The organism is Robertmurraya korlensis NBRC 107688 (assembly GCF_001591645.1).
Classification (GTDB): domain Bacteria; phylum Bacillota; class Bacilli; order Bacillales; family Cytobacillaceae; genus Robertmurraya_A.
Map to the genome: position 1 here is coordinate 125,817 of NZ_BCVH01000003.1, position 13,841 is coordinate 139,657.

14 protein-coding genes are annotated in these 13,841 nt (G+C 40.2%); 12 read left to right on the forward strand and 2 right to left on the reverse strand.

Features of this window, described 5'->3' with window-relative positions; all coding sequences use genetic code 11:
- Positions 1 to 9: 9 nt before the first annotated feature.
- Complete coding sequence (locus tag BKO01S_RS24270; protein ID WP_157077318.1) at positions 10 to 156, reverse strand: BH0509 family protein; 147 nt, start codon at positions 154 to 156, stop codon at positions 10 to 12.
- A gap of 443 nt (positions 157 to 599) precedes the next feature.
- Between BKO01S_RS24270 and BKO01S_RS07090 the strand changes: the two genes are divergently transcribed.
- From BKO01S_RS07090 to BKO01S_RS07105, 4 genes are all read left to right on the forward strand, one after another.
- Positions 600 to 1,082 (forward strand): MarR family winged helix-turn-helix transcriptional regulator, encoded by a 483-nt coding sequence (locus tag BKO01S_RS07090; RefSeq protein ID WP_066050939.1) that lies wholly within the window; start codon positions 600 to 602, stop codon positions 1,080 to 1,082.
- Positions 1,083 to 1,301: 219 nt separating this feature from the next.
- A complete protein-coding gene (locus BKO01S_RS07095; protein ID WP_066050940.1) occupies positions 1,302 to 2,483 on the forward strand; it encodes an ArsA family ATPase in 1,182 nt (393 codons plus the stop codon).
- A 15-nt stretch (positions 2,484 to 2,498) separates the two neighbouring features.
- Complete coding sequence (locus BKO01S_RS07100; protein WP_066050943.1) at positions 2,499 to 2,723, forward strand: hypothetical protein; 225 nt, start codon at positions 2,499 to 2,501, stop codon at positions 2,721 to 2,723.
- 16 nt (positions 2,724 to 2,739) lie between these two features.
- Positions 2,740 to 3,090: a DUF6463 family protein gene (locus tag BKO01S_RS07105; protein WP_066050946.1), complete on the forward strand. Its 351-nt coding sequence runs from the start codon at positions 2,740 to 2,742 to the stop codon at positions 3,088 to 3,090.
- Between the two features lie 227 nt (positions 3,091 to 3,317).
- Here BKO01S_RS07105 and BKO01S_RS07110 read toward each other — a convergent pair whose 3' ends face one another.
- Positions 3,318 to 5,084 carry a sigma-54-dependent Fis family transcriptional regulator gene (locus tag BKO01S_RS07110; RefSeq protein ID WP_066050949.1) on the reverse strand — a complete coding sequence of 589 codons (1,767 nt, stop codon included), beginning with the start codon at positions 5,082 to 5,084 and terminating at the stop codon, positions 3,318 to 3,320.
- 248 nt (positions 5,085 to 5,332) lie between these two features.
- Between BKO01S_RS07110 and fdhA the strand changes: the two genes are divergently transcribed.
- From fdhA to dctP, 8 genes are all read left to right on the forward strand, one after another.
- Positions 5,333 to 6,547, forward strand: a complete 1,215-nt coding sequence (fdhA, locus tag BKO01S_RS07115; RefSeq protein WP_066050952.1) for a formaldehyde dehydrogenase, glutathione-independent — start codon at positions 5,333 to 5,335, stop codon at positions 6,545 to 6,547.
- 431 nt (positions 6,548 to 6,978) lie between these two features.
- On the forward strand, positions 6,979 to 8,259 hold the full coding sequence (gene ftsZ, locus BKO01S_RS07120) for a cell division protein FtsZ (RefSeq protein ID WP_066050955.1): 1,281 nt from the start codon (positions 6,979 to 6,981) through the stop codon (positions 8,257 to 8,259).
- Positions 8,260 to 8,833: 574 nt separating this feature from the next.
- Positions 8,834 to 9,778: a 3-hydroxyacyl-CoA dehydrogenase family protein gene (locus BKO01S_RS07125; RefSeq protein ID WP_084361995.1), complete on the forward strand. Its 945-nt coding sequence runs from the start codon at positions 8,834 to 8,836 to the stop codon at positions 9,776 to 9,778.
- 17 nt (positions 9,779 to 9,795) lie between these two features.
- Complete coding sequence (locus BKO01S_RS07130) at positions 9,796 to 10,596, forward strand: cyclase family protein (RefSeq protein WP_084361996.1); 801 nt, start codon at positions 9,796 to 9,798, stop codon at positions 10,594 to 10,596.
- Positions 10,597 to 10,628: 32 nt separating this feature from the next.
- Positions 10,629 to 11,471 carry a beta-keto acid cleavage family enzyme gene (locus BKO01S_RS07135; RefSeq protein ID WP_066050961.1) on the forward strand — a complete coding sequence of 281 codons (843 nt, stop codon included), beginning with the start codon at positions 10,629 to 10,631 and terminating at the stop codon, positions 11,469 to 11,471.
- Between the two features lie 61 nt (positions 11,472 to 11,532).
- A complete protein-coding gene (locus tag BKO01S_RS07140; RefSeq protein WP_066050964.1) occupies positions 11,533 to 11,865 on the forward strand; it encodes a cupin domain-containing protein in 333 nt (110 codons plus the stop codon).
- A gap of 16 nt (positions 11,866 to 11,881) precedes the next feature.
- Positions 11,882 to 12,658: an SDR family NAD(P)-dependent oxidoreductase gene (locus BKO01S_RS07145; protein WP_198158777.1), complete on the forward strand. Its 777-nt coding sequence runs from the start codon at positions 11,882 to 11,884 to the stop codon at positions 12,656 to 12,658.
- A gap of 70 nt (positions 12,659 to 12,728) precedes the next feature.
- Positions 12,729 to 13,835: a TRAP transporter substrate-binding protein DctP gene (gene dctP, locus BKO01S_RS07150; protein ID WP_066050970.1), complete on the forward strand. Its 1,107-nt coding sequence runs from the start codon at positions 12,729 to 12,731 to the stop codon at positions 13,833 to 13,835.
- The last annotated feature ends 6 nt before the right edge of the window (positions 13,836 to 13,841 follow it).

The window sequence follows — 13,841 nt, forward strand, 5'->3', positions numbered from 1 at the left end:
TTATTTGAGTTACATATAATCATAAACAGAATCATCAAAATAGAGCCAGTGATAATATTCAATCTGGGAATCTGCCATCTTGGAAATGGATTTCTCACTGAATTTTTGTTGATCAATTAATTTCTGCGCTTTGGCATTTCTTTCTACTTGGCTCATTGTAAATCCTCCCTATTGTATGAGAAGTAATGAAGTATGTAAGTGTTGAAAACGTTTTCTTTTCTTGTTTTTATTATACATCTAAAAATTAGATTAAACCAATATCAAATTTAGATGATTTTTTAGAAAATAATATAAAACTGTTATTATCTACTTACTTTGAAGCAGTAGAGAGGAAAAGGTCGAATGGCTAAACCTGTGTTTTGTTACCGGTTATGGAGTAATGCCAATAAGTTGAACACACAAAAGTAAGGATTATGCTACTTTGCGAGTGTAGTTACTAGAAATATAGAGAAGGCATTTTAAAACAATGGAACATCTCTTCAAACTTAAATAGGTTGTATGAAAGAAATAATAATGATAATAATCAATCATTGCTCTTGCGTTTAGTACGATATCGTAGTATTTTAAAGGTAGAAATTTAAATCTAAAAGGTGTGGGACATGGAACAATTAGTTGAACTTTTGCTTAAGAACGGAATTAAACCCTTCAGCTACTTTCCTAAAGCAGCTGAATTAGAGAAAAAAATCTCCCACACAGATTTATCTGCCTTAGTGATTTTGAAACTGAAAGAACAGCTAACGATGTCAGAATTAGCTTCTGACTTAGGTGCACCTCTAAGTACGACCACAAGTATGGCCAAACGCCTTGAAAAAAAGGGTTGGATTGAAAGAACAAGCTCACCCAAGGATCAGCGGGTTATTATGGTTTATTTAACTGAAGAAGGAAAAGAGCTGGCTAGGCAGGCTAATGAAATGATGGAGCAAGCATTGGGACGTATCCAAACGGCCCTAACAGAAGAAGAATTAGAGCAATTTGTGTCCCTTGTGTTAAAGGTAGTCAAATCCTTGCAACAACCTGAAAATGAGTACAACGCATCTATAAAAAAGAAACCTGCTATACGAAAAATCTCCATTGATGAATAATGTTTCATTTCAAAGAGGGTTTTGCGTAAGAAAGTTGAATCATTAAATAAGGATGAACAGGGTGATCAAAACGCTGTTCATCTTTATTATAAACAAATAGTACGATATCGTAGTTTCATCTAGTGAGTAAAGTTAAAGTGCCACAATGCCTAACAATGTTTTTTTAACCAATTAGTACGATGTCGTATTAAAATAAACCAACTATAAGAGGTGAAGAACATGCGAATTATTATTTATACGGGAAAAGGTGGAGTTGGTAAAACCAGTATTGCCGCAGCAACAGCCGTAAAATTAGCGCAACAAGGACTGAGAACTCTTGTCATGAGTACAGATGCAGCACATAGTCTTTCTGATGCCTTTGACCAACCTTTAAGTGATCAACCAACTCAGCTTCATGACTGTTTATGGGGAGTTGAAGTTAATAGTTTACGAGAAACGGAACGAAACTGGGGAGCCGTCCAACAATGGTTGAGTGGCATGATGAAATGGGCGGAGCTAGAGGATATCAGTTCTGAGGAAATCATGATTTTTCCGGGTATGGAGGAAATATTTAGTTTAATGCAAATCAAAACTCATGCTCAAAGCAGAAAATATGATGTCATTATCGTAGATTGTGCTCCAACGGGCGAAACACTAAGGCTCTTAAGCTATCCCAACCTGATGAAATGGTGGCTAGAAAAGATATTCCCTTATGAGCGACGACTCATTAAGGTGGCCCGTCCAGTAAGAAAACTCGTTATGGGTGGATTGGAGTTACCGAGTGATGAGGTGCTAAACAGTATTGAACGTTTTGTAAGAGAATTAGAAGAAATGAATAAAATCCTTTTAGATCGAAATGTCACGTCTGTCAGAATTATTTTAAATCCCGAAAAAATGGTCATTGCCGAATCAAGAAGAGCCTTCACTTACTTGAATTTATTTGGTTTTAATACCGATGCCATTCTTGTTAACCGAATCATTCCCGAGGAAGCTAGAGAAGGCTTTTTAGCCAATTGGCATCATATTCATCAACGCTATGATGAAGAAATTAAAAGCTGCTTCGAGCCCCTCCCTATTTATCGAATTCCGTTAATGCCTTCAGAGGTTTCGGGGATATTGCAATTGGAGCAACTTTCTCAAGTAGCCTTTGGTGACACTAATATGTCCAACATCTTATTTTCGGGCCAGACAGAGCAAGTTCGCAAAGAGAATGGTCAATATATTTTAGAGATTTCACTCCCCTTTGTGAGTAAAGATGAAATTGAACTTTCACAAAAAGGTGATGAGCTCATCGTTCAAATTGGTTCATATAAGAGAAAACTAGTGTTGCCTCGTACCCTTCTGGGGAGAGAAATTGAAAGGGCTCGAATCAATGAACATGTCTTGAATCTCCATTTTTCAGAAAGTATCAATCCGTTTTAGAAAGGAGCGCGTAAAATGAAGCGAGGATCTACTCCACATATTTTACAGGCTTTATTAGAATCTCATGAGCAGTTTATAAAAAGTAAGATGCCAATGGAATCACAGAATCATTTTCGACAGGCGCATAAAGAGGTACTAATGGGCATCCGTACTTGGATTGATCATCAAATGGTGGAAAGAGAAACATCCATGTCTCACTCCAACCATCAAGCGGTAAAGAAAATTAACATATCTGATTAAAGAGGAGGAATTCATGATGAATTGGAAAAAACGAAGTGGTCTATTACTCATACTCACTTCTATCATCCATAGTCTTATTGGGATTGTTTTGTTTTGGGAGCCTTTGGTGGATATATTTCAGGCAGGAGTATTTAACTCTGTCGCTCCTCATTTTGATCGAGCGACCCTCTTTTGGTTTCTATTATCAGGAGCGCTAATGTTTATCCTAGGGCATTTCATGCATTGGCTGGCAAATGACCTAAAAAAAGAAATTCCAGCCTTTCTTGGCTGGCATTTGCTGTGGTTGTCTATTGTGGGAGCTTTCATCATACCAGGTTCCGGTTTTTGGCTAGTCGTCCCTCAAGCCTTGATCATTATAAAGAGATAATGACTAATGAAATAACAGTTTTTGATAAATACCATTCTGGCGATGCATTCACTAGTAAATATAGCTTCAAGGTGATGTTGAAAATGACGAGACCTTCTTTCGTGAGTCAATGAAAGGTCGAGAAATCACTTTAAAAAACGTGGAGAAAAAGGACCCTATAGTAGACTTTTTCTATGTGTCTACTCTATAGGGTTCTTTTTATTCCAAGGTAGCTTTGTCTTTTATCACTATTGCTGTAAATGATATTTTTTAATTTTAAGATAAAGGGTGTTCCGACTTATTTTTAGGATCGTAGCTGCCTTACTAATATTCCAGCTTACATAATCCAACGTTTTTCGAATCACCTCTTTCTCGGAATTGATAAGAGAGGTAGGGGGACCTTTTTCTTCCTGTTGGGATGGTTGATCCTGCTCGTATTCGATTTCGAAATCCAGGTCCTCCGCTTTAATCTCATTTCCTTCAGCTAGAAATGAGGCCTGCATAAGAACACTATTCAGCTCTCTCACATTTCCTGGCCAATGATATGAAAGAAGCTTATTTTTCGCCTCTCTTGAAAGATGTAAAGAAGGGTAATCTAACTTTTTCATTAGGTATTGTGACAATTCAATCAGGTCTGAACGCTCACGGAGAGGAGGGAGTGTCATAACGACACCTTTTAGTCGATAATATAAGTCTTCTCGAAAACGTCCTGCTTCTATTTCTCTTCTAAGGTTTTTGTGGGTGGCAGCAATCACTCTTGTATTGATTGGTATAGGTTTAATTCCGCCTACACGAGTGACTGATTTTTCTTGTAAGACTCTTAGCAAAACAGCTTGTGCCTTTAGGGACATGTCACCGATTTCGTCTAGAAAGAGTGTTCCTCCATTCGCTGCCTCAAATTTCCCTATAACCCCTTCACGATTGGCACCGGTAAATGCTCCCTTTTCGTAGCCAAACAATTCACTTTCAATTAGACCCTCCGGCATGGCGCTACAATTAACCGCAATGAAAGGCTTATCTCCTCTTTGTCCAGATGTATGTAAAGACTGTGCAATTAACTCTTTTCCTGTCCCGCTTTCTCCATATATGATCATTGGAAAATCGGTTAGTGCTGCTTTTTTGACGATCCTTCTAATTTCATTCATCTTTGGGCATGACCCGACAATATCCGTAATGGTATATAGACGAGGTTGAGTAGATGTCTTATTCGTAGGTTTTTGTAAAGCTAATACGGAGCGATATTGTTTACGTGATGGATCAGAAACCACTTCTGTAGCATATCCCTTTGTATTATGAAATTCCTTTCCCAAACAGTCTTCACCTAGTAATTGACGTGCTGACTGATTGGCACGAATGATTCTTTTGTCATCATCTAGTGAAAGAAGGGGGACCGTTGCCAAGTATGCCGTCGCTTCAAGCTCTTTGATGGTCAAAACCTTTTCATTTTTCGCCTTGTCTAAAAGCAAGCCATTTTGAATAAAATTCGCCATGATGTTTGTTAGGGAGAATAGAAATGGGTGATACAATTCCTTTCTTGCACTTATATTCACGGCACCAATTAGTTCACCAGTTGGCGAATAAACAGGGCTGGCTGCACAGGTTAGAAATTGATTTTTCACATAGAAGTGGTGATCTGCATGAGTGATAATGGGCTCTTTCGCAAAGATGGCTAGCCCCATGGCATTGGTGCCTTTGTTTTCTTCAGACCAATTCGAACCGATGGATAAAACATCATCAGAACAGGTTGTATCCAATTGGCCTACTCTATGTATGATGGTTCCGTTTCGATCAACAATGGTGATGACTAGACCAGAATAGTAGCTGGGAAAGAGTGTGTTAATAGCCGAAGAGGCATGTGTGATGAACGGTTCATTTTCTTTCATTAAGTTTCTTAAAGCCTTACCAGTTATAAAAGAGTCCTCTAGAGGATCTGTTGGTGAGAGTCCGATATCTTGACAACGTTTCCAAGATTGGCTAATGAGATCATACTTATCGAAAAGAACTTCCGTAAACATTGGCGATGATTACCCCCTTTTCACATTCAGGCCATTCATTCTTTGAACATATTATACTATTATTTCAATATTCAGGAAAAGATTAAATGTTGTTTGTCTCAAAATAGGACATCTTTTGCTCATTTTTTGAACACGCTTACATCCCTAGGTACATCGAATGATTCAAATAATAGCTTTTTAGAGTTGGCATAAAAATTGCATTTATAATGTTGTAAACAATCTTATAAACAAAAAGGGAGGATTTTCATATGAAGGGAAATAGAGCAGTAGCATATATGGGGCCTGGAAAAGTAGAGGTACAAGATATTGGATATCCTGACTTAGTCTTACGAGATGGTCCTGGTGTAAACCCGCTAAATGTCGGGCGTAAATGTCATCATGGAGTTATTCTAAAAGTAGTGACTACAAATATCTGTGGTAGTGACCAGCATATGGTAAGAGGAAGAACCACAGCGCCTTCTGGGTTAATCCTTGGTCATGAAATTACTGGGGAAGTAATAGAAGTTGGAAGAGATGTGGAGTTTATTAAAAAAGGGGATCTTGTCTCCGTTCCATTTAATATTGCCTGTGGTCGCTGTCGAAGCTGCAAAGAACGCGATACTCATATTTGTGAAAATGTAAACCCTGACCGTCCAGGTTCCGCCTATGGATATGTAGACATGGGTGGATGGGTTGGAGGTCAATCAGAATATGTCATGGTACCTTATGCTGATTTCCAACTATTAAAATTCCCAGATAAAGACCAAGCCATGGAAAAAATCAAGGACTTAACCATGCTCTCAGATATATTTCCAACAGGCTATCATGGAGCCGTAAGTGCAGGTGTGAAGCCAGGATCAACGGTATATATTGCTGGGGCTGGTCCTGTTGGTCTGGCAGCCGCACATTCCGCCCAATTATTAGGAGCAGCCGTCGTTATTGTTGGTGACTTAAATAGCGAAAGACTCGCTCAAGCAAGAAGCTTCGGTTGTGAAACGGTGAATCTGCGTGAACATCCAAACCTTGGAGAACAAATCGAACAAATTCTCGGAACACCAGAGGTTGACTGTGCTGTTGACTGCGTTGGATTTGAAGCCTCGGCACATGGAACCAATGCGGTGGAAGCACCTGCAACTGTCCTAAATTCGATCATGACTGTCACACGTGCAGGAGGAAGACTTGGAATTCCAGGACTGTACGTGACAGGTGACCCAGGTGCCATTGACGAAGATGCACAAATTGGAACATTGAAAGTTCGACTTGGATTAGGTTGGGCGAAGGCACATACATTTGTCACAGGTCAAACACCTGTTATGAAATATCATAGAGAGCTCATGACAGCTATTTTAAGTGGAAAAGCTCAAATCGCAAAAGCAGTTAATGCAACGGTTATTTCCTTAGATGAAGCTCCAAGAGGGTATATGGAATTTGATCAAGGGGCTGCGCGGAAATATGTCATTGACCCGCATGGGCTTGTAAAATAAAAAAACATATAAGTTCGATCTATAAAAAGTTTGAAGTGAAAAATCGAATGAACTAGCCATAATACCGTTAGTGAAAAATGGCTTGTGAATTGGTACTTAGCGAAAAAGCAGGCGCCTATTTTGGTGCCTGTTTTCTTATTTAAAAACTTATTTTATTTTGTATGAAAAGGATTTTTGTTCTTAATAAAAGACTGGTTGTTGTGCAGATAATTCTTATGGAGAAGATGCCTGTACATAATGGCCATTAACCAAGCAACAACTCCCGCCGAGTCGGTGTGAAATTACCCCACAAAGAATGACTCTTTATTACTGTAACATTACAGTTCTATAACAAATCGCAGAAAAAGACAGAATATCCAAGCCGGCAGCGAATTTTATAGGTATAGAGAAAAATAGGGGGCAATATCTGAAGCTATTTGGGGGGACTTTACATGCTAGAATATGAAACCAATATCGATCAATTCGCCACTATAAAAGTAATTGGGGTTGGAGGCGGCGGAAATAATGCCGTAAACCGAATGATTGAGGACGGCGTGCAGGGAGTGGAGTTCATTGCCGTGAATACAGATGCACAGGCTCTCAACATGTCAAAAGCGGAGGTCACGATGCAAATCGGTGGTTCGCTGACCAGGGGCCTGGGGGCCGGTGCCAATCCTGAAATCGGCAGAAAGGCTGTCGAGGAAAGCAGGCAGCAGATCCAGGATGCCTTGCAAGGTGCGGACATGGTGTTCGTAACGGCCGGAATGGGTGGCGGAACAGGGACCGGAGCTGCTCCGGCGATTGCCCAAATCGCGCGCGAACTTGGCGCACTTACCATTGGAGTGGTGACTCGTCCGTTCACTTTTGAAGGCCGCAAGCGGGCACAAAATGCGGCAGCCGGAATTGAAGAGATGAAGAAAGCTGTTAATACCTTAATCATCATTCCAAACGAGCGATTGCTACAAATCGTCGATAAGAAAACGCCGATGATTGAAGCCTTCCGTGAGGCGGACAATGTCCTCAGGCAGGGTGTCCAGGGCATTTCCGACTTGATCGCCGTGCCAGGCTTGATTAACTTGGACTTTGCTGACGTGAAGACGATCATGTCCAACGAAGGAACGGCACTTATGGGCATCGGGGTGGCTTCAGGTGAAGACCGTGCTGCCGAAGCTGCCAAAAAGGCCATCTCCTCGCCGCTGCTTGAAACTAGCATCAATGGCGCGAAAGGAGTGCTGATGAACATCACTGGTGGCATGAACCTCAGTTTGTATGAAGTCCAGGAAGCGGCCGATATTGTGGCGGCTGCAACAGATGACCAGCTTAACATGATTTTTGGATCGGTCATTAATGAAAACCTGAATGAAGAAATCATGGTGACTGTGATTGCAACCGGCTTCGATCATGACGGGGAGGAAGCTCCATCGTCAAACACTTCGCGCCGTTCTAGAGACATGATTGCCAATTCCCGTGAGGAATATCACGCTCAGGCGAGACAGCGAGAGCCTGTTGCCCATGCAGAATGGGGGAATTACGGACAAGCCCAAAATTACAGCCAGTACGGCAGCTACGGTCAATCCGGCAGCTATAGCCAGTCCAGAAACAACAGACAATCCGACAATCACAGCCAGCAGCCTGCCTACGAAGAGCCCGCGAATTACGAACGGGGTAGTCAGCAGCAGGATGACTCGCTTGATATTCCATCGTTCTTGCGGCAACGAAACAGAAGGCGGTAAACCAACGAACAAAAAGACCAAATCATTTGTGATTTGGTCTTTTTAAATAGATTAAAACAAACGGTAATTCCGCCATTAAAAGGAAGGTTGAATCATGGAGCCATTGTTCAGAAGAGGAACAATATAAACGGAAAATGAGAGATAACCATGTAGGAACCAATGGAAATGAAATGACGTAAGCCGGTCCCCTATTTACAAAAATGCTCGAAATTGACTTTCTACTTTCTTCTTTTTAAAACATCCAGACCAATGACTGGATTCATCTCTAAATCCCCCTCCTAAACTGCCATTTTAGGACCCCTAATCACTCCATTCTATGCACAGCTTCGCTTACCTAAAAACATATTCTAGAAAAGGATTTTTATGGATAAACGAAGAGAGAATGAGTATAAGGTGAGGGGGTCCTTTCCGAAGAAAATTATAGCTATATTTTTAAATTAAAAAATAATTTTAAATTATCAGAATATTTGTTGACACGTAAAACATGCCTGTTATAAAATCAAACTGCACCACAAAGTAATTAAATATACCGCTATTCGATACAACTAGCGTTTGGAGGGGAGGTTACCAATTATTGACTGAGAATATTTCCATTTGTGGTTCTGGTTTAATGGGGAGTGGAATCGCAGTAGTTTTTTTAACTAGTGGACACCCAACAACCATTTATGCAGTAGAGGAAAGCGAAGAAAGAGTAAGAGAAAAGGTTCAGACGATCCTTGAATACTTAGTGGAGAAAGAGCTCCTTAGTATAAGTGTAAAAAACATAGCTTTAAGCCATTTATTTGTATCGAATGATATTCAGGATGTGGTTGCTAATGCAAATGTCATTTTTGAATGCATTCCAGAAAAAGTGGAAATGAAGCAGACCTTATTTCAAACGTTAGATGAACTTTGTGATCCTAATGTAATTTTAGCAACAAATACATCTGTCATGAGTATCACGGAGATAGCCGCATTGTCCAAACATAAAGAAAGAATCGTTGGAACCCATTTTTGGAATCCAGCTTACTTAATACCTTTAGTGGAAGTAGTTAAGACCGTAAATACCTCTGAGGGTGTAATGGAAAAGACAGTGAGCCTTTTACAGACGGTAGGGAAACATCCCATTAGAGTAAATAAAGATGTACCTGGGTTTGTAGCGAATAGACTTCAGCATGCTTTGTGGCGAGAGGCCATTCATTTAATTGAAAGCGGTATCACAGACGCAGCAACCGTGGATGAAGCAATAAAATATAGCTTTGCCATGAGGTTACCTGTACTTGGTCCAATCGAAAATGCTGATCTGGTGGGCACTGATTTGACTTACGCCATACACGATTATGTACTAAAGTACTTAAATAATTCTCCAGAGCCTTCGAAACTTTTAAAACATATGGTTGAGGAAAATCAGTTAGGTGTGAAAAGTGGTAGTGGCTTCCTTCCATGGACGGAAGAAAAAAAGAAAGAGACCGAGAAGAATTTGTTCGATCATCTTGTCAAACTAGTAAAAGAATCAGAGAAATCACAAGTTAAAAAATAAAAGGGTTGGTGGAAGAAATGGGAAAATTAAAATTAGTAGACTTAAGTCATCCGTTTGGAGATAAAGCGCCGTTATGGCCATATTTTGAAGATGTAAAAATTGAAAGGGTCCATTATCATGCGAAATCTGGTGTCCTTTCACAGAAAGTTACTACGGTAATGCATTGTACAACACATGCAGATTCTCCTGGACATGTCATTGAAGGAGAGGCTTATACACATGAAATTCCATTGGAAAAGTACTATGGAACGGGAGTAGTAGTGGATATTCCAAAGGGTAAATGGGAAGAAATCACAGCAGAAGACTTAGAGAATGCAACACCAAAGATTCAAGAAGGGGATATTGTAATTATCCACACAGGATGGCACAGGCACTGGGGGGATAGTCAAAAATACTTCGCTCATTCACCAGGGTTATCAAGAGATGGGGCTGAGTGGTTAGTGAAGAAAAAAGTGAAAGCTGTTGGGGTAGATCAACAAGCTTTAGATCATCCATTAAATACAGCTATTGCAGACCACGGACCAGGGCCATTACTTCCATCCATTCTTGAAGAATATAAAAAAGAAAAAGGGAGAGAAGCAAAGGAGGATTTTCCAGAATGGGAACCTGCCCATCGCCTCTTATTAGGAAACGGAATCATGGGTTGGGAAAATGTTGGTGGTGATATTGAGCAGGTGGTTGGTAAGCGGGTCACTATTTCTGGTTTTCCCATTCGTTGGTACATGGGAGACGGCTCAATTGTTAGACTAGTAGCTTTTATAGATGAAGATGAAATTAATAACGTGCCTGAAAGAATTTATCCTTATGGAACGAGCTGATTACTTTAAAAATCAAAAAAGGAGGGATTCAGATGGATAAGGTCATATTAACAGTAGCACCAACTGGAGCATGGCCAATGAAGCATGATACGCCATATATTCCACTTCAGCCAGAAGAAATTGCTGATGAAATCTATGCTTGTTATCTCGCTGGGGCATCCATTGCTCACATTCATGTGAGAGATGATCATGATCAAGCGTCTATGGATTACGAGAAGTTTGAGCAAACTGTGAAGTTAGTAAGGGAACGTTGTGATATTGGCCTCAATCTAACAACCTCTGGTGGTTTAGGATTAGACGATGAAGTCAGAATGAAACCGTTTATGCAATTAAGGCCTGAATTAGCGAGCTTTGATTGTGGATCGATGAACTGGGCGCATTCCACCACCTTTATTAATAGTCCACCTTTCCTTGAAAAGTTAGGACAGAAAATGAAGGAAAGTGAAGTGAAACCAGAAATCGAAGTGTTTGATGCGGGGATGTTTTACAATGCTGAATACTATTTGAAAAAAGGCGTGTTAGAGTCTCCTCCTCATTTTCAATTTGTGCTAGGAGCACCAGGAGGAATGGCAGCTACCGTAGAGAATCTAGTATACTTGAAAAATTTGTTGCCTAAGGAAGCGACCTGGAGTGCTTTTGGAATTGGTCGTATGCATTTGCCTATCTTGTATGCCACGTTAGCACTTGGGGGACATATTCGAGTGGGAATGGAAGATAATATCTTTTATTCAAGAGGTGTTTTGGCTAAATCCAATGTAGAATTTGTGGAGAGAGCCAAAAGAATTGTTTCTGAATTAGGAAAAGAAATTGCAACTCCAGAAGAAGCAAGAATTCTTTTAGGTCTGAAAAAACAATCTCAAAAACAAGTAATGTAGTAATGCCATATGGTTACCCATTTTTATGGGTAATTTCTTAGTATAGAGGAGATGAATGCACATGAAAAAGGTAGAATTACAGGCTGTTCTTCAATATGAGGCTCCGAAACATTTTGCCATGACAGCTCTAAGATTACACGGGAAAGAGACGGGGTGTAACCATTTTTCTGTGGGATTATCTCATTTTCTACCAGGTGGTGGTGCGGAATATGATGCATCCCCCCTAGAAAAGGTGTATCTGGTTTTAGATGGAGAAATTACGATCAAGACTCAAGACGAAGTAGTTGTATTAAAAAAAACAGATTCCATTTTTATAGGGGCGAACGAAGGTAGAGAGATTATAAATGAGACCAATCAACCAGCTAGCATGCTTGTTGTTATGAATTATCAATAGAAAAGGGGGATGGGAAGTGGCAGTAGAACTCTCTAATTTATTTGATTTAACAGGGAAAGTGGCCATTGTAACCGGTGGTGCAGGGTCACTAGGAAAAGCGATGGCACTCGGTCTAGCAAAATATGGTGCAGATATTGTGGTAACCGGTAGAACATTAACAACATTAGAAGAAACAGTAAAGGAAATATCGGAAATGGGGAGAAATAGTATAGCCATAACAGCGGATGTTACCAACCAAAAAGATGTTGTAAATCTTGTCAAAAAGACGGTTGAAGCATTCGGAAGGATAGATATTTTAGTCAATGGTGCCGGGATTGCCAGACGTTACCCAGCCGAGGAGTTTCCAATTGAGGAATTCGATAAAGTTTTCCAATTTAATGTGAAAGGAACATTTTTATGTTGCCAAGAAGTGGCTAAGGTGATGAAGGAGCAGGGATCAGGGAAGATCATTAATGTTTCTTCTGTGAGAGCATTTTCAGGTCATCCAGGCGGGTATGCTGCGTACGGTACTAGTAAAGGGGCAGTTAACCTACTGACAAAGCAACTTTCAACCGAATGGGCAAAGTATAAAATAAATGTAAATGCGATCGCACCAACGATCTTTTGGACACCGCTAACTCAAGAGGTATTAGAAGATGAAAAATTAAAGAATATCTTTTTATCGAGAATCCCGATGGGAAGAGCAGCTGTTACCGATGACATGGTAGGCAGTACCGTGTTTTTTGCCTCTCCTGCTTCTGATTTTATTACGGGTCAAATTCTTTATGTAGATGGCGGCTGTACAGCAGGATAGTAGATAAATTTAATAATAGATTCCACTGGTCAAATTAGAAAGCGCTTACTTTATTTGAGGGGGAATAAAGTTGAAAAAGATCATTTCAGGAATGAGCTTAGTACTAGTGTTAATTTTAGGTCTTGTCGGTTGTAATACGAGTAATAAAACGGAGGAGACAACAGGCAGTACAACAAACAATAACGAGGAAGCGAAAGGGGATCCGATTGTCTTAACATCGAGCTCCCATACACCTCCTGGTCCGATGAGTGACGCATTTGATGCTTATTTGGATGAAATTGAAAAAAGGTCAGACGGACGGATTACGTTTGAAAGATTTTATCAAGGAACATTGGTTGGTGGGACAGATACCGTCGATGCATTAAAAAACGGTGTGGTTGATATCGCACTTGTAAATCCCTCTCAGCAATCAGGGAGAATTGAACTCGGTACAGTAGCTACCAACCCAGCAATTTTCAATAACTCATGGGCTGCCAACAAAGCGATGTCTGAATTGTACGAGACAATACCTGAATTAAGACAAGAGCTCGATCAAGTAGGTGTCATTGATGTGGGTTGGGTAACGATGCCATCTGCTTATATTATGTCACCCTCTAAGGAATTGACGAAAGTGGAGGATTTAAAGGGTTTGAGAATGCTAACGAACACAAGGGCCATCACCTCCTTAATGGACGAAGTGGGTGCTACTCCTGTAGGTATTCCTATTGTTGAATTTTACGAAGCATTGTCAAGAGGAACAGCAGATGCTGTTACGATTAGTTATCAAGCGGGTGAAACGAACGGAATAGATGAATTAGCTAAATATGTTTGGGAGCTCCCTGTAGGTGGCGGAAATATGTTCTATGGTATGAGTAAAAAAGTATGGGATGACCTACCTGAGGATTTAAGAGAAATCATCACTGATGTTCGAAATGACTTCCAGTCAGATTCCTTCTACCAAGTATATATCCAAAAAGGAGAAGGAGCCTCTCATGAGACCTTTAAAAATAATAATATCCACATTAAAAAGCCATCCGAAGAAGTTGTTCAGGAGTTTATAGACCAACACGCCAAACATGTTTGGAATAGCTGGGTAAAGGAAACGGAAGCCGCCGGAAAACCAGGACAATTAATTATGGATACTTTTATAGAACTGGAAGCAAAGTACGAGGCAGAATTTCCGTTTGAAGCGGAATAATAATAC